The sequence below is a fragment of the Aeromonas sp. R7-1 genome, from assembly GCF_040908115.1.
Lineage (GTDB): Bacteria > Pseudomonadota > Gammaproteobacteria > Enterobacterales > Aeromonadaceae > Aeromonas > Aeromonas caviae.
On record NZ_JBFODD010000041.1, the window covers coordinates 61,630 to 87,500 of the forward strand.

Here is a 25,871-nt window from a genome sequence, read left to right on the forward strand (position 1 = left end):
CTGACCTCTTGAGAAGGGGGTCATGCGGATTTCATTAAGAGACCCAGGCGACGACATAGCTGGCGCAGCGTCTGGTTGTCGAGGCAGCCAAAGCCGAGCAGCCACCCCTCCAGCGTCGGCGGGCCCAGGTAGAACTGGCCCAGATGACGCAGCCCCAGCCCGCAGGCGTTGGCGGCATCGGTCCAGCGCGCCTCGCCACCGGGGGGCAGCAGCACGGCGCACTGCAGGCCGGCGCCGCTGTGGATGGGGGTGAGCCCCGGGCAGTGCTCGGCCAGTTCCGCCAGCAGCAGATCCCGTCTGCTCTGGTAGAGGAGGCGGCTCTGGCGCAGGTGGGTGGCGAAGTGCCCGCCCCGGATGAAGTCTGCCGTGACCGCTTGCTGCAACTGGTTGCTGTGGCCGTCGACGGCGGCCCGGGCGCGGCAGAAGGAGTCCATCAGCGGCCTGGGCAGCACCAGGTAGGCGAGACGCAGCGAGCCGAACAGCACCTTGCTGAAGGTGCCCACATAGATCACCCGCCCCTGGCCGTCGAGCCCCTGCAGGGCGGGCAGGGGACGCTGATCATACTGGTACTCCCCGTCGTAATCGTCCTCCAGGATCCAGGCGCCGTGACGCTCTGCCTCGGCCAGCAGCGCCATGCGGCGGGGCAGGCTCATGGGGACGCCAAGGGGATACTGGTGTGCCGGGGTGCAGTAGATGAGGCGCGGCGCAGGATGATCCCCATGAGGGTTGAGCCCCTCTTCATCCACCGGCACCGGATGCACCCGGGCACCGGCGCTCTCCATGGCGGTGCGAGCCCCGGGATAACCGGGGTCTTCCACCCAGACGGTGTCACCGGCATCGATGAGCAACTGGGTCGCCAGCAGGATCCCCTGCTGGGAGCTGGTGAGGATCAGGATCTGATCCGGCTCGCACACCACGCCGCGTGATTGCACCAGATAGCTGCTGATGGCGGCGCGAAGTTCCCCAAGCCCCTGGGGATCCCCGTAGTTCATCCAGTCGCTGGCGCGCTGGCGCCACTGTTGCTGCATCAACCGACCCCAGAGTGCCTGGGGGAAGAGACGGGGATCCGGCTGGCTGGAAGCAAAGGTGGTGCCCACCTCGGGCACGTCGTGACAGGCGCCACCCAGGGCCATCTCCTGGCCGCGACGGGAGAGGCCAGCCGCTGACTGGGGCGGGCGCGGCGCGGGGCGCACCGCCGCCAGGGCGACAAAGCTGCCGGCGCCCACCTTGCGCACCAGATACCCCTCCGCCTCAAGCCGGCCATAGGCCAGTTCCACCGTGCTGCGGGAGATCCCGAGATCCCGGGCCAGGAGACGGCTGGCGGGCAGGCGGCTGTGCAGGGGCAGGTGGCCCGCCAGGATGGCCTCGCGCAGGGTACGCACCAGTTGTTCGTGCAGGGGCAGATCCCCTTGCTGCTGGCTGGCGAAGAGCGTTGGCAGAACGGTCATGATGCGCTCCCGTTGGCGCGGGGGTTGCGCCCCTTTCGAGGCAGGGATCCTACCCGCAGGGCATGGCGCGGCTGTGGGGCTGGCGACCGACGGGCAGAGCGGGTGGGGTGGATGGTCATGGTGGCGGCTCGATGAAATTGGTCTGCCCATATTGGCAAAATTGGTCGGCGTGGCAAGGCCATTTTGTCGCTACATTGGTGGTCACAGGGTGGCGCCAGCGGGCGGCACGGATTGGCAACACAAGGAGTCTGCATGTCGGAATACAGTGCCACCATCAGTTGGCAGCGGGGGGAGCACGAGCCCTTCGTCGATCAGCGTTACAGCCGGGCCCATGAGTGGGCGTTTGATGGCGGGGTCAGGGTGCCGGCCTCCTCCTCTCCCCATGTGGTGCCGCTGCCTTACTCGGTGGCGGAACATGTGGACCCGGAAGAGGCGTTTGTGGCGGCCCTCTCCAGTTGCCACATGCTCACCTTCCTCTGGCTGGCGGCGAAGGCGGGCTATCGGGTAGAGAGCTACCGGGACGACGCGGTCGGCATCATGGCGAAAAACGGGCAAGGTCGCCTCGCCATGACCCGGGTCAACCTGCGTCCCAGGGTGATCTTCGGGGGAGAGCGGGAGCCCGCCCTGGCGGATCTGGAGCAGTTGCACCACCAGGCCCATGAGGAGTGCTTCATCGCCAACTCGGTCAACACCGTCGTCACCACAGAGATCGTCATCTAGTCATCAGGAGCGTTCAGGATGAGTCATGTATTGAGCACAGGGGTGGCAGGGGCCGCCGAAGCCAGCGCCTTTTTCGAGGCCCAACTGAAGTTTCGTACCGATCCGGCGGATCTGGCCGCCGATCTGCTGGCCGGGGCGGCGGGGATCGTGGTCATCGATACCCGCTCCCCCGCACACTATGCCGAGGGGCACATTCCCGGCGCCATCTCCTTCCCCCACAGGACCATGACGGCGTCGACCACGGCGTTACTGGACCGGAACCTGGTGTATGTCTGCTATTGCGACGGCATCGGCTGTAACGGTTCGACCCAAGGGGCCTACAAGCTGGCGTCCCTCGGGTTTGAGGTCAAGGAGTTGATAGGGGGTCTGCACTGGTGGCGTCAGGACGGTTTCGCCGTCGCCACGGGCAGCGAGCCCGGAGTGTTGCTGGAAGGGGGAATTGCCTGTGCCTGTTGAACGTTGCAATGAGGGGGGCGACGCCTCCCTGTCCGGCGCCGCCCTTTTCAACGACTTTGGGCAGCCTCTGGGGCGTGCACTGCCAGAATGGCGCGGCGCCGAGTTCCCTCCCCACCGCGCCCTGCATGGCTGGGGCTGTCGTCTCGAGCCCCTTGATCCCGAGCGCCACCTGGGGGATCTGTGGCAGGCATTCAGTGCCGACAGCGGGGCCATGTGGACTTACCTGACCAGCGGCCCTTTCGCGGACGAGGCCGCCATGGGGGTCTGGCTGCGGGAGGTGGCCACCAAGTGGGATCCCCAGTTCTACGGCATCATCGACGAGGGGAGCGGACGGGCGCTGGGTCTGGCGAGCTACCTGCGCATCGATCCTCTGGCGGGCTGCATCGAGGTGGGCTGGCTGCACTTCTCCCCCGCCATGAAGCAGTCACGGCTGGCGACGGCGGCCATGGTGTTGATGATGGCCAATGCCTTTGCTCTGGGATACCGGCGCTACGAGTGGAAGTGCAATGCCCTGAACCTGCCTTCGCGCCAGGCGGCCCTGCGCCTGGGCTTTCACTATGAGGGGACCTTCCGTCAGGCGCGGGTGGACAAGGGGCACAACCGGGATACGGCCTGGTTCTCCGTCATCGACAGCGAGTGGCCCGCCCTGAAAGGGTGCTTCGAGCGCTGGCTGGAGGACGGCAACTTCGACCATGCCGGGCGTCAGCGTCGGCGACTCTCCGAACTGACCGCCGCCTGCCGCTCTGCGGCGTGTTGAGGGCGGCAGATCACCCGCCGGGACGGGGCGGTTTCCGGTGCCGGGGCTTTGGGTATCCTTCGCACACAAGGCGCCAGATCCGATATCCAGACGCAAGAGGCGCCAGTCATGGCGCCTCTTTTGTTTGTTCAGTCGTGGTGATCGCCGATGGGGGCCGCAATCCAGTTCATCAGCCGAACCATGTCCCCGGGGGCCACGCCGACCGAGAGCCCCCGCTTGCCACCGCTCACCAGGATCTCGTCGAAGGCCATGGCGGAGTCGTCCAGCACGGTGGGCAGCAGCTTCTTCTGGGCCAGGGGACTGATGCCGCCCACCTTGTAGCCGGTCAGCTTTTCGGCTTCCGCCGGCTTCATCATCTCCACCTTCTTGAGCCCGGTGGCCTTGGCGAGCTGTTTGAGGCTGCACATGCCCGAGGAGGGCACGATGGCCACCACCGCCTGCTTGTCGTGATGGGCGAGCAGGGTCTTGAACACCTGCGCCTCAGGCAGGCCCAGTTGGGTAGCGGCATGCTTGCCGAAGTCGTCGTGGGCTTCACACTCGTAGGGGTAGAGCCTGTGGGGGATCTTGAGCTTTTTTAGCAAGTTGATGGCGGGTGTCATGGGGTCTCCTCGAACCGTGGCAAGGCCAGACAGTCTGCGCCCGGGAGCCGGATGTGGCAAGAACCAGTCTTCACACCCAATCGGGGCCTGTGTTAGCGTAACCGGGTGCCGGATCCTATGATTTGGGCACTTGTCCCCGCATTCCAATGTAATGCGCCGGCGATCGAAAGGAATCGTAGCCATGAATACCACAGCACTTTGCGCTCGCGATATCGACGCGATGGATCGATATGAGACCCTAGCCAGGCTGACCGCCCTTGATCGGGCCTATGGCATGGTCGAGTTCGATCTCGATGGTCGCATGGTGTCGGTCAATCCCCTGTTTTGCGACATGCTGGGCTATCCCCCCGAAGCGCTGGTGGGCCAGTCCCATCTCATGCTGTTGCCGCCGGATCTGCAGGCGGAGCATGATCTCTTCTGGCAGAAGGTATTGGGTGGCGAGATCCAGTCGGGGGAGTTTCGCCGGGTCAGGCAAGGTGGCAGCCCCCTCTGGCTCCATGCCACCTACATGCCCGTGAGCGACGAGGCCGGCACCCTGCTGGGGGTGGTCAAGCTGGCGCACGACATTACCTCGGCTGTGATGGCCAAGCAGCGGGTCGAGCAGCAGAGCCAGCTGTTTGACATCGTGGTGGCCGCGCACCAGAGTTTTCTGCTCGATCGCAATCTCGGCTCCGCCTGCGATACCGTCTTCGAGCGCCTGCTGAGCGTGAGCGAGAGCTCCTATGGTTTCATCGGCATCATCCAGTACGAGGAGGGTCGTCCCAGTCTCTATGTCCCCTCCATCTCCAATGTCTCCTGGGACGAGGCGACCCATGCCTGGTATGAGCAGCAGCGCCAGAGCCGGGGCGGGCTCATCTTCAGCAAGCTCGACAACCTGTTTGGGCACGTGGTGACCCACAATACTCTGGTGTGCTGCAACGATCTGCCGAGCCATCCAGCCAGTCGCGGTGTCTCCCCCCGTGGTCATCCACACCTGGAGAGCTTCCTCGGCATTCCCATCCGCCACAAGGGGGAGGCGATCGGCATGATCGCCCTGGCCAACCGCCCGGGCGGCTTTGACGAGACCCATGTCAGCCTGCTCGAGCCCCTCACCACGGCCCTTGGCACCCTTATCCACGCCCGCAACCTGGAGGACGAGCGTAGCCGCATGGAGCGGGTGCTGCGCTTCAACGCCGAGCACGACTTCTTGACCAAGCTGCCCAACCGCAGCAGCTTTTTCCAGCAGGCCAACGTGTTGCTGGATCACGTCCAGCACCATCCCGCCGAAGGGGAGGCCTGCTGCCTGGCCTTGATAGATATCGACTTCTTCAAACAAATCAATGATGTATATGGACACCTTGCCGGAGATGCCGTGCTGGCGTCGCTGGCGGGGCTCCTGATGCAGGCGGTACGCAGCAAGGATCTGGTGGCGCGATTTGGCGGGGAGGAGTTCATCCTGCTGCTGCGGGGCACGACCCTGGAGGAGGCCCACACCATCATGGAACGCATCCGGCGCCAGGTGGAGCAGCACACCTTCCTGTACCAGCACCAGCCGATCACCGTCACCATCAGCGTGGGGCTCACGCCCTATCAGATGAGTTACAGGCGCATGGATGACTGGCTTCAATGCGTGGACCAGCGACTTTACGAGGCAAAACGTCGGGGTCGCAACCAGGTCTCCTGATGAGAGGCCATATCGCGAAATAAAACAGGGCGCCATCATGGCGCCCTGTTTGTTGTGGATGTTTTTTCCCCTTAGAGGGGGCTGTGCTGGCGGCAATATCGGGATCCCCGTGCCCGGCAGAGATGAAAAAGGGCGCCGGGGCGCCCTTGTTTGCAACGGTCCGGGATCAGCCGGTGTTGCGCATGCCGGCGGCGATGCCGGCGATGGTGACCATCAGCGCCTGATCCAGCTCGGGGTGCAGGGTCTCCGGGTGGTTGCGGGAGCGATTGAGCAGCTCGGCCTGCAGCACGTTGAGCGGGTCTGTGTAGGGGTTGCGCAGCTTGATGGACTCCTTGATCCAGGGCTGATCGTCCAGCAGGTCGCCCTGCGGGCGCAGTTTCAGCACCACTTCGATGGAGTCGGCAAGCTCCTGACGCAGCTGCTTGCCGAGTGCCCACAGGTTCTCCGGCACCAGGCGGGTGTCATAGTATTCCGCCAGCCAGAGGTCGGCCTTGAGGAACACCATCTCCAGCATCTCGAGACGGGTGCGGAAGAAGGGCCATTGGCGGCTCATCTCGTCCAGCACGCTCTTCTGGCCGTCGTCGATGGCCTGTTGCAATCCCTTGTGGGCGCCGAGCCAGGCCGGCAGCATCAGCCGGTTCTGGGTCCAGGCGAAGATCCAGGGGATGGCGCGCAGGCTCTCGACACCGCCGTTGGGCTTGCGCTTGGCGGGGCGGGAACCGAGCGGCAGCTTGCCGAGCTCCATCTCCGGGGTGGCGGCACGGAAGTAAGGCACGAAGTCCGGGTGACCGCGCACGATACTGCGGTAGTGATCACAGGAGACAGACGCCAGCTGCTCCATCACGGCGCGCCAGCTCTCTTTCGGCTTGGGCGGCGGCAGCAGGTTCCCCTCCAGCACGGCGCTGGTGTAGAGGTTCAGGCTCTGGATGGCCACCTTCGGCAAGCCGAACTTGAAGCGGATCATCTCCCCCTGTTCGGTGACCCGCAGGCCGCCGCGCAGGGATCCCGGGGGTTGCGACAGGATCGCCTGATGGGCGGGGGCGCCGCCACGGCCGACGGTACCGCCGCGGCCATGGAACAGGGTGAGGCGGATGTTGTTGGCTTCAGCCAGCGCCACCAGGGATTCCATGGCGGCGTACTGGGCCCAGCCAGCGGCCATCATGCCCGCATCCTTGGCGGAGTCGGAGTAGCCGATCATCACGTACTGACGGCCCTGGATGTAACCGCGATACCAGTCCACCGACAGCAGGCGTTCCATCACGGCGGTGCCCGCCATCAGGTCTTCCTGGGTCTCGAACAGCGGGGCAACCGGCATGCGGAACTTGCAGCCAGCTTCCTTCAGCAACAGCTGGACTGCCAAGACATCGGACGGGGCACCGGCCATGGAGATGATGTAGATGCCGAACGCATCGGGGTCGTGCTGGGCGATGACGCGACAGGTGTCGATGGTCTCGCGGGTCTCAGCACTGGGATCCCAGTCGCTCGGGATGAGGGGGCGGCGGGAGTTCAGCTCGCGCAGCAGGAAGGCCTGCTTGTCCTCTTCGCTCCACTCGGCGTAGTCGCCCACACCCAGGTAGCGGGTCAGCTCGGAGAAGACCTGGCCGTGACGCTCGCCATCCTGACGGATGTCCAGCTTGACCAGGTGGATGCCGAAGCAGGCCAGCTTGCGCAGCACGTCCAGCAGCATGCCGTCGGCGATGTTGCCCATGCCGCAGGCGTGCAGGGAGTGGTAGCAGAGCTCCAGGGGCTCGCGCAGCTGGGCGGTGCTCTTGACCAGATCCCGGCTCTCGCTCGCCTGGCCCTGTACCTTGGCGGTCAGGTACTCCTGGGTCTCGCGCAGTTGCTCGCGCAGCTCACGCACCAGGGCGCGATAGGGTTCGGGATTGTCGCCGACCCGGGCACGCACGGCGTCGGTGCAATCGGCCATGGAGAGCTCGGAGGTGAGCTCCTTGATGTCCTTGTAGAACAGGCTCACCGCCATCCAGCGGCCCAGCTCCAGCACTTCGGCGGTCACCTTGGCGGTGACGAAGGGGTTGCCGTCGCGGTCACCGCCCATCCAGGAGGTGAACTTGACCGGCGCGGCGTCCAGCGGCAGCCGCACACCCAGATGGTGTTGCAGGCGCTCGTCCAGATTGCGCATGAATTCGGGGATGGCTGGCCACAGGCTGTTTTCCACCACGGCGAAGCCCCACTTGGCTTCGTCCACCGGGGTCGGGCGCTGTTCGCGGATCTCGTTGGTGTGCCAGGCCTGGTTGACCAGTTGCTCGATGCGACTCTGGATCTTGTCCCGCTCGCGGGGCAGCAGATCGGAGAGTTCCAGGGCCTCGAGGCAGTCGTTGAGCTGCACGTGCTTGTGGATCAGGGTACGACGGGTCACCTCGGTGGGGTGAGCGGTCAGCACCAGATCGATGTCCAGCTCGCGCACGGCCTGGATGATGGCCTCCTGGGACAGGTTGGAGGCTTTCAGCTTGTCGAACATCTGCTCCAGCGGGTCCGGGGTGCAGACCTGCTCTTCGCAGCGACGGGAGATGGTGTGGAACTGCTCCGCCACGTTCGCCAGGTTGAGGAACTGGCTGAAGGCACGGGCCACGGGCAGCAGTTCGTCATCGGAGAGGGTACGCAGGGTGTCGAGCAGGCGCTCTCTGTCAGCCTCGTTCCCCTTGCGGGAAGACTTGGCCAGTTGGCGAATGGTCTCAATCTTGTCGAGGAAGGCCTGCCCCTGATGATCCTTGATGGATTTACCCAGCAGTTGGCCCAACATGCCTACGTTGGCCCGTAGTGCGGCGTACTTTTCGTTCATTCCACATCCTTATTTTGTTGGTGCCTCCTGACCTTCCAGGCGGGAGGCGACCTCACTTATTGTTGTGCGATTACAACATATGCTCCGTCATCTTAGGGGGACAATCTACCCAGATTGTCTGCGCAAGGTCAAATAACAAGCCGATTCAGAACATGTATTTCCCTCACCTGTCCCAAGGCGCCTGTCATGTAACTTACTTACATCCCTATTTGGCTAGACGCAGAAGCGCCGGATCAGGTGCTGCAGCACCGCCGTGGTCGGTTTGACGAACGACAGATCCAGGTATTCATCGGGCTGGTGGGCCTGGGTGATATGGCCTGGGCCCATCACTATGGTCTCGCAACCCAGCTGCTGGATAAAGGGGGCTTCGGTGCAATAGTTCACGGACTCGGCGGCCCGGCCGCTCGCCTTTTCTGCCTCCCGCACCAGCTCGGAGTCATCCTGGCAGGCATAGGCCGGAATGGGTTCGTGCAGGTGCTGCAGGTGCAGGCAGCCGGGCTGGTGGATCTCGATGGGGGAGAGCGCCTCTTTCAGCATGCCCATCAGCTCGTCGGGACCCACCTGCGGGGTGGGACGCATGTCGATGTGCAGCTCGCAGCAGCCGCAGATGCGGTTCGGGCTGTCGCCCCCCTGGATGTAGCCGAGGTTCAGGGTGGGCTGGGGCACGGCGAAGCGGTGATCCGCGTACTTTTCCTTCAGATCCTGCTGGAGCCTGAGCACCTGACCCATGGCCTTGTGCATGATCTCCATGGCATTGACGCCGTTGGCGGGATCCGAACTGTGGCCGCTTCGGCCTGTGATGCGAATGGCTTCCGACATGTGGCCCTTGTGGGCCACCACGGGCACCAGCCCGGTGGGTTCACCGATCACCGCGTAGTCGGGTTTGAGTTCAGCTGCGGCGGCGATGGCGCGGGCCCCGGCCATGGTGGTCTCTTCATCGGCGGTGGCCAGGATGCGCAGCGGCTTGCTCAGGGTCTTGAGGTCGACCTCCTTGAGCGCTTCCACGATAAAGGCGAAGAAGCCCTTCATGTCGATGGTGCCGAGCCCGTACAGGCGGTTGCCCTCTTCGGTCACCTTGAAGGGGTCTTTGGTCCAGGCTCCTTCATCGAAGGGAACGGTATCCGTGTGACCCGCGAGCAGCAGCCCCCCTTCTCCCTGACCATAGGTCGCCACCAGGTTGAACTTGCCCGGCAGATCCGGCAGGGCCGTGACCTCGCACTGGAACCCAAGCTGGCCGAACCAGTCGGCCAGCAGCCGGATCACCGCCTCGTTGCTCTGATCCCAGCGAGTATCCGTGCTGCTGATAGAGGGAATCGCAATAATATTCTTATAAAGTGAAAAAAAATCCAGTTTGGCCATCAGCTCCTCCTTGCGTCCCCGGAGTGTTTCTGTTAGAAAATACAAATGCAAAGTGAGTGCATGAATATTCTGTTCGAGTGCTCATCGACAAGGCCTCTAGTTGTAAGGGAAAGTTAATGTTCTGTCACCTGATCTGTAACCGACGACGCATATCCGCCTGAATTGCCCCTCCGCACTCGTTGCATCAAAGGGGCGATAGCCGACCCCTTGCACCGCAGCACCATGCTGTGAATTTCGAACCCAGACTTGGAATACTCAAACATGCTTAAGACCGTTATCGTCGGTGCCAGTGGCTACGCGGGGGCCGAACTGGCCGCTCTGGTCCAGAACCATCCACAACTCGAGCTGTTCGGCCTCTATGTTTCCGCCGGCAGCCAGGACGCCCACAAGCGCTTCTCTTCCCTGCATCCCCAGTGGGTGGGCAAGCTGGATCAGCCGCTGCTGCCCCTGGACGAAGACGGCATGACCCGGATCCTGACCCAGGCCGATCTGGTGGTGCTGGCCACTGCTCACGAGGTGAGTGCGGAACTCGCGCCCAAGTTCCTGGCCAAGGGGTTGCCGGTGTTCGATCTCTCCGGTGCCTTCCGGGTCAACGATCAGCAGTTCTACTCCTCCTTCTACGGCTTCACCCACGAGAATGAGCAGTGGCTGGAGCAGGCCGCCTACGGTCTGGCCGAGTGGAATGCCGATGCCGTCAAGGCTGCCCAGCTGATTGCCGTGCCGGGATGCTACCCGACCGCCTCCCTGTGCGCTCTCAAGCCGCTGCAACAGGCCGGGCTGATTGCCCAGGGGTGGCAGCCCATCATCAATGCGGTTTCCGGCGTCTCCGGGGCCGGTCGCAAGGCCGCCATCAACACCAGTTTCTGCGAAGTGAGCCTCAATCCCTACGGCACCTTCAATCACAGGCACCAGCCGGAGATCAGCCACCACCTCGGCAAGGAGGTGCTGTTCCAGCCTCACCTTGGCAACTATGTGCGGGGCATCCTGGCCACCATCTATGTGCAACTGGCGGAAGGGGTGACGCCGACCCAGGTGGATCAGGCCTACCTCAAGGCCTACGAAGGCAAGCCGCTGGTACGCCTCACCGGCCAGATGCCCTCCATCCGTGGCGTGGCGAGCACGCCCTACTGCGACATCGCCTGGCAGCAGCAGGGCAACATGCTGGTGGTGGTTTCTGCCATCGACAACCTGCTCAAGGGGGCCGCCTCGCAAGCCATGCAGTGCATAAATATCAAGTTTGGTTTTGAACCGGCCACCGGCCTGATTTAACGCTTTAAGAAAGGATCGAGAAGATGGACAAGCAGACGCTGGTAATCAAGTTGGGTGGTGCCCTGATCGAGAACGACGAGGCCCTGACCGCCCTGTTCGCCACCCTGAAGACCTTCCTGGATGATCAGCACCGTCCTCTGGTGCTGGTGCACGGTGGTGGCTGCCTGGTGGACGACCTGCTCAAGGGGCTGGGCATGACCTCCACCAAGAAGAACGGCCTGCGGGTGACCCCGTTCGAGCAGATCCCCGTGATTGCCGGTGCCCTGGCCGGGACCGCCAACAAGATGATGATGGCCAAGGCCATCTCCACCGGCATTCCTGCTGTGGGTCTGTGCCTCGCCGACGGCGGTCTGTGCCAGGTGACCCAGCTCGATCCGGATCTCGGTGCGGTCGGTGACTGCAAACCGGGCAACCCGGCGCTGGTGGCCGGCATCCTGGGGCAGGGCTTCCTGCCGGTGGTGAGCTCCATCGGCATTACCGCCGACGGACAGATGATGAACGTCAATGCGGATCAGGCGGCCACCGCCATCGCCGAAGCGCTGGGCGCCGATCTGGTGATGCTGTCGGATGTGAGCGGCATTCTGGATGGCAAGGGCAAGCTGGTGCCGCAACTGGACAAGCAGAGCGCGCTGGACCTGATGGAGAAGGGGGTTATCACGGACGGCATGGCCGTCAAGGTGAAAGCCGCCCTGCACGCCGCCGAAACCCTGGGCAAGCCGGTCTGTGTCGCCAGCTGGCGCTACCCGGATCAGCTGCTCAAGCTGCTGGCTGGCGGCGCGGTCGGCACCCAGGTCACCCTCTGATCTCCACCGGGAAAAGGACAATCCGATGCAACATCTTCTGAAAGACAGTGATTTAAGCAAGGCCCAGATCGAGGCGCTGCTGGCGCTTGGCAAGGCGGTCAAGGCCGATCCGAAGAAATACAGCCAGGCCCTGGCGGGCAAGAGCGTGGTCACCCTGTTCGAGAAGCCCTCCCTGCGTACCCGGGTCACCTTCGACATCGGCATCGCCAAACTGGGTGGTCACAGCGTCTATCTGGATCAGCAGAACGGGGCGCTCGGCAAGCGGGAGTCGGTGAAGGATTTCGCCAGCAACCTGTCCCGCTGGTGTGACGCCATCGTCGCCCGGGTGTTCGATCACCAGACCCTGGTCGAGCTGGCCGAGTTCGGCTCGGTGCCTGTGGTCAACAGCCTGTGCAACCTCTACCACCCCTGCCAGGGGCTGGCGGATTTCATGACCATCAGCGAGCACTACAGCGATCTGTCCAAGGTGAAGCTGGCCTATCTCGGCGATGGCAACAACGTGAGCCACTCCCTGCTGCTGCTGGGGGCGACCCTCGGTACCGACGTGACCCTGGTCTGCCCGAAAGGCCATGGCCCGGATACCCAGATCTTCCTGCAGGCCCAGGCGCTGGCAGCTCAATCTGGCGCAACCATACATATCAGCGATGATGTCGCGGATATCGAAGGCTTTGACGTGGTTTATACCGATACCTGGGTTTCCATGGGTGACAACACACCAATGGAGCAGGTAAAAGATATCTTCATGCCTTATCAGATCAACCAGGCCCTGCTCGATCGGACCGGCATCCAGCACGTGCTGCACTGCCAGCCGGCCCACCGGGAGCTGGAGATCACCTCGGAGGTCATGGACGGCCCAGCCTCCCTCATCATGGATGAGGCAGAAAACCGGATGCATATCCAGAACGCCGTGCTGCTGACCCTGTTCGGACAGGGCCAGAAGTAATCCGGCAACCGACCCGGAATCACCCCTTTTTATCGAATCATCACGGAGAGAAGTAAATGAGCGGAATCAACAAGATCGTACTGGCTTACTCGGGCGGACTGGATACCTCGGCCATCATTCCCTGGCTGAAGGAGCACTATGACGCTGAAATCATCGCCTTCGTCGCCGACGTGGGTCAGGAGCGTGACGATCTGGAAGGGATCGAGCAGAAGGCCATCGCCTCCGGCGCGGTCAAGTGCATCGTCAAGGATCTGCGGGAAGAGTTCGTCAAAGAGTACGTCTACCCGACCCTGAAGACCGGCGCCGTCTATGAAGGCACCTACCTGCTGGGTACCTCCATGGCCCGTCCGGTGATCGCCAAGGCGATGGTCGAGGCTGCCCTGGCGGAAGGGGCTGATGCCATCTCCCACGGTTGCACCGGCAAGGGCAACGACCAGGTGCGGTTCGAAGGGGCGGTGGCTGCCCTGGCGCCCCAGCTGAAAGTGATCGCCCCGTGGCGGTTGTGGGACATGCGTTCCCGGGAAGATCTGCTGGCCTATCTGGAAGCCCGCAACATTCCCTGCAAGGCGACCCTGAAGAAGATCTACAGCCGCGACGCCAACGCCTGGCACATCTCCACCGAGGGTGGCGAGCTGGAGAGCACCTGGAACGAGCCGTCCGAAGCCGTCTGGCAGTGGACCGTCTCTGCAGAGGATGCCCCGAACGAGCCGGAATACGTCAAGCTGACCGTGGCCAAGGGCGAAGTGGTCGCCGTTGACGACCAGCCGCTCAGCCCGCACCAGATCCTGACCACCCTGAACGAGCGTGCCGGCAAGCACGGCGTGGGCCGGATCGACATCACCGAGAACCGGATGGTGGGCATGAAGTCCCGTGGCTGCTACGAGACCCCGGGTGGTACCGTGATGGTTGCCGCACTGCGCGCCGTGGAAGAGCTGGTACTGGACAGACCGACCCGCGCCTGGCGGGAAAAACTCGGCGCCGAGTTCTCCCACCTGGTGTATGACGGTCGCTGGTTCACCCCGCTGTGCAAGGCCATTGTCGCCTCCGCCAACGCCATCGCCGAGGAGCTCGACGGTGAAGTGGTGCTGAAGATGTACAAGGGTCAGGTCACCGCGGTGCAGAAGAAGTCGCCGAACAGCCTCTACTCCGAAGACTTCGCCACCTTCGGCGCCGACGAAGTGTACGACCAGAGCCATGCCGAAGGCTTCATCCGTCTCTACACTCTGGCGAGCCGGATCCGCGCCATGAAAGAGCAGCATCAAGCCATCGGTGGCGACCATACCCACGGCTAAACAAGCGCTATCACCCGTTGATTCGAGGGGGCATGGCCCCCTCTTTTACAGGCAGAGAGGCCCTTTGCCATCCTCATCGGGTGTGACAAGAGCGGCTGCGCCCTGGCCGCTTCTGTGAGATAACAGGCTCGCAGAAAAACAGGGCAAGATTTCAAGTTCGACGGCGCAAGGCGCCGCCGACAACGCATTCAAGGAGAGCAGTATGGCACTTTGGGGTGGACGCTTCAGTCAGGGAGCCGATAGCCGGTTCAAGCAGTTCAACGATTCGCTGAGGTTCGATTACCGGCTGGCGGAGCAGGATATTCAGGGCTCCATGGCCTGGGCCAAAGCGCTGGTCAAGGTGGGCGTGTTGACCGAGGGTGAACAGGCCAAGTTGCAGCAGGCGATGGAAGTGCTGCTCGCCTCGGTGCAGCAGGATCCCCAGCAGATCCTGAGCTCGGATGCCGAAGACATTCACTCCTGGGTCGAGAGCCAGCTCATCGCCGCCGTCGGCGATTTGGGCAAGAAACTGCACACTGGCCGCTCGCGCAACGATCAGGTCGCCACCGACCTGAAACTCTGGTGCAAGGCGCAGGGCGAGCTGCTGCTCGGCTCCATCACCGCCCTGCAACAGGGGCTGGTCGCCTCCGCCCGTGCCAATCAGGCCGCGGTGCTGCCCGGTTACACCCATCTGCAGCGGGCCCAACCGGTCACCTACGCCCACTGGGCCTTGGCCTATGTGGAGATGCTGGAGCGGGATTACTCCCGGCTGCAGGATGCCCTCAAGCGCCTCGACACCAGCCCGCTTGGCTGCGGCGCGCTGGCGGGCACCGCCTATGCCATCGACCGCGAAGCGCTGGCGTTCGACATGGGCTTTAGCGGCGCCACCCGCAACAGCCTGGATTCGGTGTCCGATCGGGATCACGTGGTGGAGCTGATGCACGTGGCGTCGCTGTCCATGACCCACCTGTCGCGCTTTGCCGAAGACCTTATCTTCTACAACACCGGCGAGGCGGGCTTTGTTGAGCTGTCTGACGCCGTCACCTCCGGCTCGTCCCTGATGCCCCAGAAGAAGAACCCGGACGCGCTGGAGCTCATTCGTGGCAAGACCGGCCGGGTGGTCGGCGCCCAGATGGGCATGCTGATGAGCCTCAAGGCGTTGCCGCTGGCCTACAACAAGGACATGCAGGAAGACAAAGAGGGGCTGTTCGACGCCCTCGACACCTGGCACGACTGCCTCGACATGGCGGCGCTGGTGCTGATCGATCTGAAGGTCAATGGCGAGCGGACCAAGGCGGCGGCCCAGGGCGGTTACGCCAACGCCACCGAGCTGGCGGACTATCTGGTGGCCAAGGGCATCCCGTTCCGTGAGGCGCACCATATCGTCGGCGAGACCGTGGTCTATGCGATCCAGGTGAAAAAGCCCCTGGAAGAGCTCTCCCTCCCCGAGTTCCAGCGCTTCAGCCCCGTGGTGGGGGAGGATGTTTACCCGAACCTGGAGCTGGAAGCGACTCTGGCCAAGCGGGTTGCCAAGGGAGGCGTCGCTCGCGAGCAGATAGAGGCAGCCCTCACCGCCGCCGAGGCCTGGCTGGCCAAACGGGCGGGTTAAGCCAAGCGGCTCGCCATGGGAACAAGAAGGCAGAACGGCAACCCCAGGGTTGCCGTTTTTTTATGGGCACGCCTCGGCGCCGTGAGGCGCGTTGACCAGAAGCTGTTCAGCCCCTGTGTCCGGCGCTGGCCTGATGCACGGCGTCCGTGAGCAGCCGTTGCAACTGGCATCTGGCCTCGTCGGCTTCATGGCTGGCGGCGAGCAGCACCACCCCCAGGGTACCCGGTGAGGGCAGCACGCCGCCGAGGAGGGCGAGACTGGCCGGCATGCCGATGGGGGAACGCACCGTGATCCCGAGCCCGGCCTGTACGGCGGCCCAGATCCCGCCCAGGCTCTGGCTGGTGAAGGCGATCCGCCAGGGGATCCCTGCATCGTCGAGGGCGCGGATGGCCCGTGCCCGCATCAGGCAGGGGGCATCGAAGAGCACCAGGGGCAGGGGCTCCCCGCGCGCGAGCAAAGGGGCGAGGTCCCACTCGGGGTGGGCAATCCAAGCCAGTTGCACCACCTCGATGAGGGGAAGATCCTCCCGCTCTCCCTGTGGCTGCCAGGCGAGAGCCATGTCGAGGGTGCCCTCCCTGATCCCCTGCACCAGGGCCCCGTTGCGATCGATGCGGGTCGTCATGCGCAGGGCCGGGTGCTGGCGACAGAGGGGCCCCAGCACGGCGGGGAGCAAAGATTCACCGAAGTCCTCCTGCACCCCGAGCCGGATCTCCCCTTGCAGCAGTTCCCCTTTGAGGGCGAGCACGGCTTCGTCATTGAGCGCCAGCAGCCGCTTGGCGTAGCCCAGCAGGCGCTCACCGCTGGCTGTCGGCACCAGGTGACGTCCCTGCTTCATGACCAGATTGGTGCCGCACTGTTGTTCGAGTTTTTTCAACTGGGCGCTGACTGCCGAGGTGGAGCGGCACAGCCGCTGCGCAGCCAGCGCAAAGCTGCCGCACTCCAGCCCCAGCACGTAGCTGCGCAGGGCATCGAGATCCAGGCTGGGGGGAAGGGGTGACATAACTATCCTTATAATCAGGATGATTGGTCTTGAATGTTTCGATTTTATAAATTGTAGCAGTGAGGGAGAGTGGCGTCATCCACCAAGGAGATTGCCATGACACCCGATGTTCCCGATCGCGCCACCCTGGCGCAGCTTGCCCCCCGACTCGCCCGACTGGCGGAAGAGACGCTGTTTGGCGATATCTGGCAGCGCCCCACCCTCTCGGCCCGCGAGCGCAGCCTGATCACCCTGGCCATCCTGGCGTCCCTGGGCCGGGTGCAACAACTGCCCTGGCATATTGCATTCGCCCGGCAAAACGGCCTGTCCCGGGATGAGCTGGAAGAGCTGTTCACCCATCTTGCCTTCTACGCCGGTTTGCCCGCCGCAGTGACGGCTGTGGGCTATCTGCCCCCGCGCGAGGAGGTGACCCCATGCCGCTGACCCGTATCACCCTGTGCGAGGGGATGAGCGACGCACACCTGCAACAACTCAGCGCCCTCTACCACCAGACCCTGGTGGAGGTGTTCGAGGTGCCGCCGAAGGATAAATTCCAGATCCTCGAGATCTTGCCTGCCAGTGCGCTCATCTATGACCCCCACTACCAGACCGGCCGCCGGGACCAGGGTTTCATCCTCTTCCAGATCCTGGCGGGCAAGGTGCGCAGCACCGCGACCAGGGAGCGGCTTTATGCACGTCTCGCCGAGCGCCTTGAGGCCGAGCTTGGGATCCACCCCGACAACCTCATGGTGGTGATCCAGCAGACCGATGCCGAGGCGTGGAGTTTCGGCCAGGGCCGGATGTTCAGACAGGAGGTGACCTCATGATCGCCATGCACTACCGATTCACCCTGCCCGTAGACTACGACATGGCGCTGATCGAGCAGCGGATCGCCAGCAATGGCGCCAGACTGGACGGCTTTCCCGGTCTGTTGTTCAAGGCCTATCTCTACAGCCGTCAGGACGATGGGGCCCTGCCGGGGCAGGAGAACCGCTATGCCCCCTTCTATGTGTGGCACAGCGCCGAGGCGATGCACCGATTTCTGGCAAGCGAGGGATTCGCGGCGCTCACCCGGCATTTCGGCTGGCCCCGCATCGAGACCTGGCATCTGCTGCGGGCGCCGGATCCGGCCTCCCTCGACGGGGCTTGCATGGCCAGGCTGCGGCGCACCAAGGTCGCTTCCCACGACCAGCTGGCCGACCTGCACGGCGAGGCCATGGTGAGCGGCTGGGATCTCACCCGATGGGAATGGCTGGAGGCGGATTTTCTCCCGTCCCTCTCATCGCCCTTGCCTGGCGGGGGCGAGATCTACCGTGTCGGCTATCTGGCGAAGGGGGGTGGGGTGTAAAGCGGAATTATCTTTGTTATTTATGTTGTTTTTCCATTCACTTGGGCTGTGAAAGTGATATTCGCATCGTGAACATAGGGTGTTATATCGCGCTTGCGGATGATGATGTGGCATTGCGGCCACCTGCGGCAATGAACTGGCTCAGTGGGGCACATTCAGGGTGACGGCCCGTGCCGGGCAGGGCATGATCCCGCTGCAATGCGTATGGACGCGTCAACCGGATCAAGGAGTTCCCATGTACCTGCCACCCCATTTCGCCGTTACCGACCCCGAGGCGCTGCACCAGCTGATGCAGGCGCACCCCCTGGGGGCCCTGATCACCTGTGGTGAAGGGGGGCTGGATGCCAACCACCTGCCGTTCGAGTTCGATGGGGGGCAGGGGGCCCACGGTGTGCTGCGGGCCCATGTGGCCCGCAACAACCCGCTTTGGCAGGAGGTGAAAGAGGGCGACGAGGTGCTGGTGATCTTCAGAGCCGCCGAGGGTTATATCTCTCCCAGCTGGTATCCGGGCAAGCAGGTGCATCACAAGCAGGTGCCCACCTGGAACTATGCCGTGGTGCACGCCCATGGACGTATCCGGGTGAGGGACGATGCCCGCTTCGTGCGTCGCCTGCTCGCGACCCTGACCCGTACCCACGAGGCGGGAGAGTCCATTCCCTGGAAGATGGCGGATGCGCCGCGAGACTATCTCGAGACCATGGTGCAGGCCGTGGTGGGCATAGAGATCGAGATTGAGCGGCTGGTCGGCAAGTTCAAGCTGGGTCAGAACAAGGAGACAGCGGATCGCCTGGGAGCGGCCAATGCCCTGCAGGATCGCGGGCAGACCGCGCTGGCCGGCGCCATGCTGAACCCGCCCCCTTCACAGCCCTAGCGTGGCACCCAGGGAGCTGCTCGACAAAAACGGCAACCGTCTGGTTGCCGTTTTTCATGGTTCCACTCCCGCTCACGCGCTGGCATTGAGCAGCTTGCCGACGCCTTCCCCCGGGCCCTGTGGCAGGGTTTGCTTGAAGGCAGAAAGCAGCTGATCGAGGTTGAGGTCGCTGTTGCCCACGGAGTCCTTGAGGGTGTCGAGCTCGTTTTGCAGCGCGTCGAGGCGGGTGCTCTGGGTGCCGTCTGCCAACTGGGTGCGGGCGGCATCGATGGCCTGGGGCAGGGGCTGACCCGAGGATTCCTGACCCAGGGTCTGCGTCAGCGCCCCCATGAAGTGGTTGATGGCGGGGCGGTTCTGCTCGCTGTCAGCCTCCTGGATGCCGAGGCGCTGGAACAGGCTCTGCACCATGGGGGCAAGGTGCGCTTCCTGCACGGCGGGCTCGGTCTGGGCGGGCGGCGTGCTGTCGCCCAGCAGCTTGCTGCCGAGCTTGATGGCAAGGGAGGCGAGGGGAAGCAGGGTGCCGATGGCGATCATGATGTCACTCTCCGTACGACTGATGTCATGACGGAGCAGGGAACGGGCCAGCTTGGCGATCATTCAACCGAAAAATGGCAGGGGATTGATCCTGCTGTGAATTTCGCTTTTGCCAGGCAGAGGGCGAGCGGGTGCGAGCGGGGGCGGCGGCAAACCCTTGCAGCCCGGGGGCTGGCCGGTTTGCCGCCCGGCTTGCCGGATCAGAGCTCCTTGAACGGGCGGCGCTTCTCCTCCTCGATGACGATGGCCTCCAGATTGGCGATGCGCTCCTGCAACTCCTTGATGATCATGTCCTGCTTGCCGAGACGGTCGGTAATGCGGGCATCCCCCATCTGGTAGCGGGCGCGTTTGGTGAGATAGCTGAACGACACGCTGATAAAGACAATCAGGACGATACCTGTCCACATGGTCATGAATGACTCCTTTCAAGATTTGAACGAGAGGATCTGTCTCCCGCGCTGTCGTTGTCTCATACCCGACCCTGGGCGGCAATGCCCGCCTGGTTGTCTTCGGTGCACGCCGGGCTGCCCGAGGGGGCCACTCTCCGTCAAGGAGGATGCCTGAATGTGATGGCTCCTCTGTCATGCGGTCGTGACTGGACAGGGCGTGTGCTGGCGATGATGTTGGTTATTTGCCGCGAGTAAAGATGGAGGCATGGTCGCGAAAAGTGTGCGCTCGATCATTCATGCACATTATTCAGTATGTTATTGATGGAGTCCTCTTTTAATAAATGCCTGTCACCTGATATCGATGATGCATATCAGGTCGGGCATCAGCATGAGGTCATCCAATGGAAATAAGAAGACTGGCGCGCGGTGACGAAAATATCTGGTTCAAGGCATTATCCATACTGCTTGCTGAAACAGGTGAGGGGGCAGAAAAAGCCTCTCTGGAGGATATTGCCGCCGCTATTTCCGATGAGCGCTGTTATCTGCTGGTTGCCTTGCATGACGATGAGCCTGTCGGGCTGCTCAGTGCGTACCATTTCCCCGACGTGAGAACCGGGGGGCACCTGGCGTATCTTTATGATATTGAGGTGATGGATGAAAAAAGAGGGCGTGGCATAGGAAAAGGGTTGGTCAATTCCCTGATTGCCTGCTGCACGCGCGATGGTGTCAGACTGGTTTGGGCCGGGACCGATATGGGAAATAAAGCCGCACGACAGACCTTTGTGACGACCGGCGGGAAGGTAGAAGGCGACGCTTATGTTGAATATGAGTGGGATAGGCTGGATGACTCAACGATTATTTGAGGGCGATATGTTGTTAGCCAACTGAAGTATAAAAACTACTTCTTGCTCTTGTTGCAGCTAGATAAGGCCGCCACCAAAAGGTGGTGGCGGTTTATATTGCTTTGTATTGATATCCTATAATTCCATGTGGCAGATCACACCGTATTCGTCAGTATTTGATGTTGTATTGTCGAACCAACCATTTAACCCTAAATTGACAAGATAATTGACGCTTGTTCCTGATCCTTTTGCCCAGTAGTAAGTCCTTAAAGGGAAGGCGGCGTTACTATACACGTGCATATTGCCCCATTCAGACCAGAGCTGTCCTATGTTTCCTCGAGTATGAGTTCTTACATTTAATAATGAGTAATGGGGGATGTTCCATTTGAACAACGGGAGTTCTAGTGTATTGCACAAGCTGATGGCAGCACTCCTTGCTAACTTTTCACTACCGTTGCCGTGGAACCAATGGGTTATTGCGAAGGTATAGGCCAGAGGCTCCCCGCCCGAGATGGGGGTTGCAGTAATCGTCACCGGTGCGGCATTACCCCGAGATATAAAGCTCACTGTGCCACTGCTATCCACAGAGACCCATGGGGCATCACTGCTCCAGGTGTAATCACTCGGCGCACTGGGGGTATTCAGGGTAAATTCTGCCCCATCAAACCCCGTGGCCGGGAACCCGGCATCGACCGCAAACGTGAAGTCATTGACGAAAACATCTTTAAACTCCCCGAAAAGAGGGGTGACGACGACATTGACTGTCACCCTGTCACTGGTCACGCCATCCAGGCTGGCACTGATCTCTGTGGTGCCTTCTTCCACACCGGTCAGCAGGCCGCTGATCACTGTGGCCGTGGCGGTGTCATCGGACAGCCAGGCAACGCTGCCGGTCACATCCGCCGTGGTGTTGTCGCTGTAGGTGGCGGTGGCGGTCAGCTGCTGGGTCTGGCCTTTGCCGACCGACACGCTTGGCGGCGTGACCTGGATGGCGGTGAGGACGGCATCGGTGACGGTGACCTGGACGGTATTGCTGGTCACGCCATCCAGGCTGGCGGTCACTTCCGCGGTGCCCTGCTCCACACCGGTCAGCAGGCCGCTGATCACGGTGGCCGCGGCGGTGTCATCGGACAGCCAGGCAACGTTGCCGGCCACATCCGCCGTGGTGTTGTCGCTGTAGGTGGCGGTGGCGGTCAGCTGCTGGGTCTGGCCTTTGCCGATCGACACGCTTGGCGGCGTGATCTCGATAGCGGTGAGGACGGCATCGGTGACGGTGACCTGGACTGTGTTGCTGGTCACGCCATCCAGGCTGGCGGTCACTTCCGCGGTGCCCTGCTCCACACCGGTCAGCAGGCCGCTGATCACGGTGGCCGCGGCAGTGTCATTGGACAGCCAGGCGACGTTGCCGGTCACATTGGCCGTGGTGTTGTCGCTGTAGGTGGCGGTGGCGGTCAGTTGCTGGGTCTGGCCTTTGCTGACCGACACGCTTGGCGGCGTGATCTCGATAGCGGTGAGGACGGCATCGGTGACGGTGACCTGGACTGCGTTGCTGGTCACGCCATCCAGGCTGGCGGTCACTTCCGTGGTGCCCGCAATCCTGCCGGTCAGAAGACCTGTGGTGGAGACGGTGGCCGTGGTGATGTCGGCTGGCAGCCAGGCGACATTGCCGCTGATATCCGCCGTGGTGTTGTCGCTGTAGGTGGCGGTGGCGGTCAGCTGTTGGGTCTGGCCTTTGGCGACCGACACGCTTGGCGGCGTGACCTGGATGGCGGTGAGGACGGCATCGGTGACGGTGACCAGGACTGCGTTGCTGGTCACGCCATCCAGGCTGGCGGTCACTTCCGTGGAGCCCGCAATCCTGCCGGTCAGAATACCAGTGGTGGAGACGGTGGCCGTGGTGATGTCGGCTGGCAGCCAGGCGACGCTGCCGGTCACATTGGCCGTGGTGTTGTCGCTGTAGGTGGCGGTGGCAGTCAGCTGCTGGGTCTGGCCTTTGCCGACCGACACGCTTGGCGGCGTGACCTGGATGGCGGTGAGGACGGCATCGGTGACGGTGATCTGGATTGTGTTGCTGATGATGCCATCGTGGCTGGCGGTGACGGTGGTTGTCCCCGCGTCTCTTGCAGTGAGTGCACCGGATGCCGAAAGGGTGGCGATCCGGTCGTCACTGGAATGCCAGCTTGTCTCATTCGTCAGATCCTTGACCGAACCATCGCCGTAATGACCCGTTGCAATAAAGGGCTGGGTATTGCCTTTTGCCAGAATGAGTGAGCTGCTTCCTCGAGTGCTGACCGGGCTGGCAACAATATGGATCCGTTCTAACGATGGGGAGGTCTCGGGGGTGGAATCCTCTGAGCCACCACTACAACCCAATAATAAAAATGAAAAAAGCAGGGCGACATATGACCGTAATATCTTTGTCATAGGTAAAGTCCTCCAGGTTTATATTTCTGGCGCAAGCCTTGAAGGGCTCACATGAATTTATGCGCGTCGTGACAGTCTGGCTGGAAATCATGTTTTTGATGGCGGTGTTTAGAAACCCAGTCAGAACATACGATTTCAATCAGAGCGGCGTTAATCGCCAGGTGTTGGTTGGCGGATGGTGGCCGCCAGTAATCTATTCACTGTCGAGACGTTTATTTACTGGGGGCGCAGGACGGTGTTGTGTTGCAGATGCCCAAGCGCACGGATATAGCTGGCGCTTGCGCGCCAGCAACAGGTTAAAGGCTAAATGTCCTTACGAACGCAAGTTACGTTGTATTCACTGTTGATGCTGGCGTAGTTGGTGTTGCCGCTACCCATGTGTTTGCTGTGGTGACTGAGTATCCCCGTTGTATTGCGGGCCCAGGTCCAGTAGTAGCTGGTAGTACCACCACACTGATGGGGATTGCCCAGGGGCCACCCGTGAACACTACACATCTCTGAATTGGGCTGACCGGTAGCCGTGGCAGAAGTGCTCTGAATAAATAGATTTTCCAGCTCGTATATGGTTGGCAGGCGATATGCGGGGTTCAGTCCTTTACAATAGGCATCGGCATTCCGCAAATTACGCTTGATGGTGTCAGGAGTTGTGAAAAACGGTAAAAGAGCCACCTCTTCTACTTCTATTTCTGCGGTGGCGCTGAAATGTTGGCCATTGACCTCACCGGAGGCGGTAATGGTAACAGTCCCGGCAGACACGCCGATCACCATGCCTTTGTCGGCGCCACTGCTGCTGATGGTGGCTACAGCCTGGTTGCTGGAACTCCAGCTCACAGCGTTATCCGCAGTAACATCGAGTACCTTGCCATCAGAGAGTATGGCTTCCCCTTTGAGCAGTTCACTCAAGCCTACAGGCAGGGTGGAAATGGTGGAGGAGATTTGAACCTGGGTCACGACGGCATGGGTAATGGTCACCTCGGCGGTGGCGCTGAAGGGCTGGCCGTTGACCTCACCGGAGGCGGTGATGGTGACGTTGCCTGCCGATACGCCGGTGACCATGCCTTTGTCTGGACCACTGCTGCTGATGGTGGCGATGGCCGGGTTGCTGGAACTCCAACTCACGGCGATATCAGTGGTGAAGTCGAATACCTGGCCATCTGAGAACAGGGCTTCTCCTTTGAGTTGTTCACTCAAGCCTGCAGGCAGGGCGGAAACGGTGGGGGTGATTAGAACCTGGGTCAAGACGGCGTGGGTGATGGTCACCTCGGCGGTGGCGCTAAAGTGCTGACCATTCGCCTCACCGGAGGCGGTGATGGTGACAGTGCCCGTCGATACGCCGGTCACCACGCCTTTGTCGGGACCACTGCTGCTGATGGTGGCAACGGCCGGATTGCTGGAGCTCCAGCTCACGGCATCGTCAGCGGTGACATCCAGCAGCAGCATCGACTGATGGCCATCGTACAGAAGGGCTTCTCCTTTGAGCTGTTTACTCAAGCCAATCGGCAAGGAGGAAACGGCGGGGGTGATCTGTACCTGGGTCACGACGAGACTGGTAATGGTCACCTTGGCTGTCGCGCTAAAGTGCTGGCCATTGGCCTCACCGGAAGCTGTGATGGTGACGGTCCCTGGGGACACGCCGGTCACCATGCCTTTGTCGGGACCACTGCTATGGATAGTGGCGATGGCAGGATCGCTGGAGTGCCAGCTCACGGCGTCGTCAGCGGTGACATCCAGCACCTGACCATTGGACAGAGTGACTTTCCCTGTGAGCCGTTCACTCCAGCCTGCTGGCAGGGTGGAGACGGTGGGGGTGATTTGTACTTCCGCCACAACTGCCTTGGTAATGGTCACTTTGGCAGTCGCGCTGAAGTGCTGTCCATTGGCCTCACCGGAAGCTGTGATGGTGACAGTCCCTGGGGACACGCCGGTCACCCTGCCTTTGTCGGCGCCACTGCTGCTGATGGTGGCGACGGCCGGGTCGCTGGAGCGCCAGCTCACGGCGTCGTCAGCGGTGACATCCAGCACCTGACCATCGGAAAGAAGGGCTTCCCCTGTGATCTGTTCACTCAAGCCAACCGGCAGAGAAGAAACGGCGGGGGTGATCTGTAGCTGGGTCACGACGGCATGGGTAATGGTCACCTCGGCAGTCGCGCTGAAGGACTGGCCATTGGCCTTGCCGGAGGCGGTAATGGTGACGGTTCCTGCGGAGACACCGGTCACCCTGCCTTTGTCGGCGCCACTGTTGCTGACGGTGGCAACGGCCGAGTCGCTGGAGCGCCAGCTCACCACGTCGTCAGCGGTGACATCCAGCACCTGACCATCGGAAAGAAGGGCTTCCCCTGTGAGCTGTTCACTCAAGCCAACGGGCAGAGAGGAAACGGCGGGGGTGATCTGTACCCGGGTCACGACGGCATCCGTGATGGTCACCTCGGCGGTGGCGCTGAAGTGCTGGCCATTGGCCTCACCGGAGGCGGTGATGGTGACGGTTCCTGCGGACACGCCGGTCACCCTGCCTTTGTCGGTGCCACTGCTGCTGATGGTGGCGACGGCCGGGTCGCTGGAGCGCCAGCTCACAAGGTCGTCAGCGGTGACATCCAGCACTTGGCCATCGGACAGAATGACTTCCCCTGTGAGCTGTTCACTCAAGCCAACCGGCAGAGAAGAAACGGCGGGGGTGATCTGTAGCTGGGCCACAACGGCATGGGTGATGGTCACCTCGGCCGTCGCGCTGAAGGATTGGCCATTGGCTTCACCGGAGGCAGTGATGGTGACGGTTCCTGCGGAGACGCC

Annotated in this window: 23 protein-coding genes; 14 read left to right on the forward strand and 9 right to left on the reverse strand. The window is 62.3% G+C overall.

Annotated features, from left to right (window positions below; translation table 11 throughout):
• Positions 1 to 20 precede the first annotated feature (20 nt).
• The gene (locus tag AB5Y51_RS10830) at positions 21 to 1,448 is read right to left on the reverse strand and encodes a PLP-dependent aminotransferase family protein (protein ID WP_103858797.1); all 1,428 of its coding nucleotides are present in this window, start codon (positions 1,446 to 1,448) and stop codon (positions 21 to 23) included.
• Between the two features lie 252 nt (positions 1,449 to 1,700).
• On the opposite strand from AB5Y51_RS10830, the gene AB5Y51_RS10835 reads away from it, so the two are divergent.
• The 3 genes from AB5Y51_RS10835 to AB5Y51_RS10845 are packed head-to-tail and all read left to right on the forward strand — an operon-like array spanning position 1,701 to position 3,381.
• Entirely contained in the window at positions 1,701 to 2,168 is a 468-nt protein-coding gene (locus AB5Y51_RS10835) for an OsmC family protein (RefSeq protein ID WP_279988704.1), read from the forward strand.
• Between the two features lie 18 nt (positions 2,169 to 2,186).
• The gene (locus tag AB5Y51_RS10840; protein ID WP_042864918.1) at positions 2,187 to 2,624 is read left to right on the forward strand and encodes a rhodanese-like domain-containing protein; all 438 of its coding nucleotides are present in this window, start codon (positions 2,187 to 2,189) and stop codon (positions 2,622 to 2,624) included.
• Positions 2,614 to 3,381, forward strand: a complete 768-nt coding sequence (locus AB5Y51_RS10845; protein WP_368178422.1) for a GNAT family N-acetyltransferase — start codon at positions 2,614 to 2,616, stop codon at positions 3,379 to 3,381. Before AB5Y51_RS10840 ends, AB5Y51_RS10845 begins: the two co-directional genes overlap by 11 nt.
• A gap of 128 nt (positions 3,382 to 3,509) precedes the next feature.
• Here AB5Y51_RS10845 and ybaK read toward each other — a convergent pair whose 3' ends face one another.
• Positions 3,510 to 3,980: a Cys-tRNA(Pro) deacylase gene (gene ybaK, locus AB5Y51_RS10850; protein ID WP_010675694.1), complete on the reverse strand. Its 471-nt coding sequence runs from the start codon at positions 3,978 to 3,980 to the stop codon at positions 3,510 to 3,512.
• Between the two features lie 181 nt (positions 3,981 to 4,161).
• Between ybaK and AB5Y51_RS10855 the strand changes: the two genes are divergently transcribed.
• Complete coding sequence (locus AB5Y51_RS10855) at positions 4,162 to 5,643, forward strand: diguanylate cyclase (protein WP_368178423.1); 1,482 nt, start codon at positions 4,162 to 4,164, stop codon at positions 5,641 to 5,643.
• Positions 5,644 to 5,809: 166 nt separating this feature from the next.
• On the opposite strand, the gene ppc is transcribed toward AB5Y51_RS10855, so the two are convergent.
• Positions 5,810 to 8,443 (reverse strand): phosphoenolpyruvate carboxylase, encoded by a 2,634-nt coding sequence (gene ppc / locus AB5Y51_RS10860; RefSeq protein ID WP_010675692.1) that lies wholly within the window; start codon positions 8,441 to 8,443, stop codon positions 5,810 to 5,812.
• A 213-nt stretch (positions 8,444 to 8,656) separates the two neighbouring features.
• The gene (argE, locus tag AB5Y51_RS10865) at positions 8,657 to 9,802 is read right to left on the reverse strand and encodes an acetylornithine deacetylase (protein ID WP_039040568.1); all 1,146 of its coding nucleotides are present in this window, start codon (positions 9,800 to 9,802) and stop codon (positions 8,657 to 8,659) included.
• A gap of 261 nt (positions 9,803 to 10,063) precedes the next feature.
• Between argE and argC the strand changes: the two genes are divergently transcribed.
• From argC to argH, 5 genes are all read left to right on the forward strand, one after another.
• A complete protein-coding gene (gene argC, locus AB5Y51_RS10870) occupies positions 10,064 to 11,071 on the forward strand; it encodes an N-acetyl-gamma-glutamyl-phosphate reductase (RefSeq protein ID WP_010675690.1) in 1,008 nt (335 codons plus the stop codon).
• Between the two features lie 23 nt (positions 11,072 to 11,094).
• Positions 11,095 to 11,874, forward strand: coding sequence for an acetylglutamate kinase (gene argB / locus AB5Y51_RS10875; RefSeq protein ID WP_010675689.1), 780 nt, complete (start codon positions 11,095 to 11,097; stop codon positions 11,872 to 11,874).
• Between the two features lie 25 nt (positions 11,875 to 11,899).
• The gene (locus AB5Y51_RS10880; RefSeq protein ID WP_010675688.1) at positions 11,900 to 12,817 is read left to right on the forward strand and encodes an ornithine carbamoyltransferase; all 918 of its coding nucleotides are present in this window, start codon (positions 11,900 to 11,902) and stop codon (positions 12,815 to 12,817) included.
• A gap of 56 nt (positions 12,818 to 12,873) precedes the next feature.
• The gene (locus AB5Y51_RS10885) at positions 12,874 to 14,109 is read left to right on the forward strand and encodes an argininosuccinate synthase (RefSeq protein WP_010675687.1); all 1,236 of its coding nucleotides are present in this window, start codon (positions 12,874 to 12,876) and stop codon (positions 14,107 to 14,109) included.
• Positions 14,110 to 14,311: 202 nt separating this feature from the next.
• Positions 14,312 to 15,697 (forward strand): argininosuccinate lyase, encoded by a 1,386-nt coding sequence (gene argH, locus AB5Y51_RS10890; RefSeq protein WP_368178424.1) that lies wholly within the window; start codon positions 14,312 to 14,314, stop codon positions 15,695 to 15,697.
• A 106-nt stretch (positions 15,698 to 15,803) separates the two neighbouring features.
• Here the strand turns inward: argH and AB5Y51_RS10895 are convergent, their stop codons facing one another.
• The gene (locus tag AB5Y51_RS10895) at positions 15,804 to 16,697 is read right to left on the reverse strand and encodes a LysR substrate-binding domain-containing protein (RefSeq protein WP_368178425.1); all 894 of its coding nucleotides are present in this window, start codon (positions 16,695 to 16,697) and stop codon (positions 15,804 to 15,806) included.
• 96 nt (positions 16,698 to 16,793) lie between these two features.
• Here AB5Y51_RS10895 and AB5Y51_RS10900 point away from each other — a divergent pair, with 96 nt between their 5' ends.
• The 4 genes from AB5Y51_RS10900 to AB5Y51_RS10915 all read left to right on the forward strand — a co-directional run bounded on the left by AB5Y51_RS10900 (position 16,794) and on the right by AB5Y51_RS10915 (position 18,895).
• Positions 16,794 to 17,120 (forward strand): carboxymuconolactone decarboxylase family protein, encoded by a 327-nt coding sequence (locus AB5Y51_RS10900; protein WP_010675684.1) that lies wholly within the window; start codon positions 16,794 to 16,796, stop codon positions 17,118 to 17,120.
• On the forward strand, positions 17,111 to 17,503 hold the full coding sequence (locus AB5Y51_RS10905) for a tautomerase family protein (RefSeq protein ID WP_368178426.1): 393 nt from the start codon (positions 17,111 to 17,113) through the stop codon (positions 17,501 to 17,503). Before AB5Y51_RS10900 ends, AB5Y51_RS10905 begins: the two co-directional genes overlap by 10 nt.
• Positions 17,500 to 18,024 carry a DUF4865 family protein gene (locus tag AB5Y51_RS10910; protein WP_368178427.1) on the forward strand — a complete coding sequence of 175 codons (525 nt, stop codon included), beginning with the start codon at positions 17,500 to 17,502 and terminating at the stop codon, positions 18,022 to 18,024. Before AB5Y51_RS10905 ends, AB5Y51_RS10910 begins: the two co-directional genes overlap by 4 nt.
• A gap of 235 nt (positions 18,025 to 18,259) precedes the next feature.
• A complete protein-coding gene (locus tag AB5Y51_RS10915; protein WP_368178428.1) occupies positions 18,260 to 18,895 on the forward strand; it encodes an FMN-binding negative transcriptional regulator in 636 nt (211 codons plus the stop codon).
• 72 nt (positions 18,896 to 18,967) lie between these two features.
• Here the strand turns inward: AB5Y51_RS10915 and AB5Y51_RS10920 are convergent, their stop codons facing one another.
• Positions 18,968 to 19,429 (reverse strand): hypothetical protein, encoded by a 462-nt coding sequence (locus tag AB5Y51_RS10920; protein WP_323912765.1) that lies wholly within the window; start codon positions 19,427 to 19,429, stop codon positions 18,968 to 18,970.
• Positions 19,430 to 19,629: 200 nt separating this feature from the next.
• A complete protein-coding gene (locus tag AB5Y51_RS10925) occupies positions 19,630 to 19,842 on the reverse strand; it encodes a hypothetical protein (RefSeq protein WP_041211694.1) in 213 nt (70 codons plus the stop codon).
• 377 nt (positions 19,843 to 20,219) lie between these two features.
• On the opposite strand from AB5Y51_RS10925, the gene AB5Y51_RS10930 reads away from it, so the two are divergent.
• A complete protein-coding gene (locus AB5Y51_RS10930) occupies positions 20,220 to 20,681 on the forward strand; it encodes a GNAT family N-acetyltransferase (RefSeq protein ID WP_368178429.1) in 462 nt (153 codons plus the stop codon).
• Positions 20,682 to 20,795: 114 nt separating this feature from the next.
• Here AB5Y51_RS10930 and AB5Y51_RS10935 read toward each other — a convergent pair whose 3' ends face one another.
• Both AB5Y51_RS10935 and AB5Y51_RS10940 read right to left on the reverse strand, forming a co-directional pair.
• Positions 20,796 to 23,084 (reverse strand): Ig domain-containing protein, encoded by a 2,289-nt coding sequence (locus tag AB5Y51_RS10935; protein WP_368178430.1) that lies wholly within the window; start codon positions 23,082 to 23,084, stop codon positions 20,796 to 20,798.
• 303 nt (positions 23,085 to 23,387) lie between these two features.
• Positions 23,388 to 25,871 (reverse strand): Ig-like domain-containing protein (locus tag AB5Y51_RS10940; protein ID WP_368178431.1); only part of this gene is annotated, 2,484 nt, incomplete at its 5' end.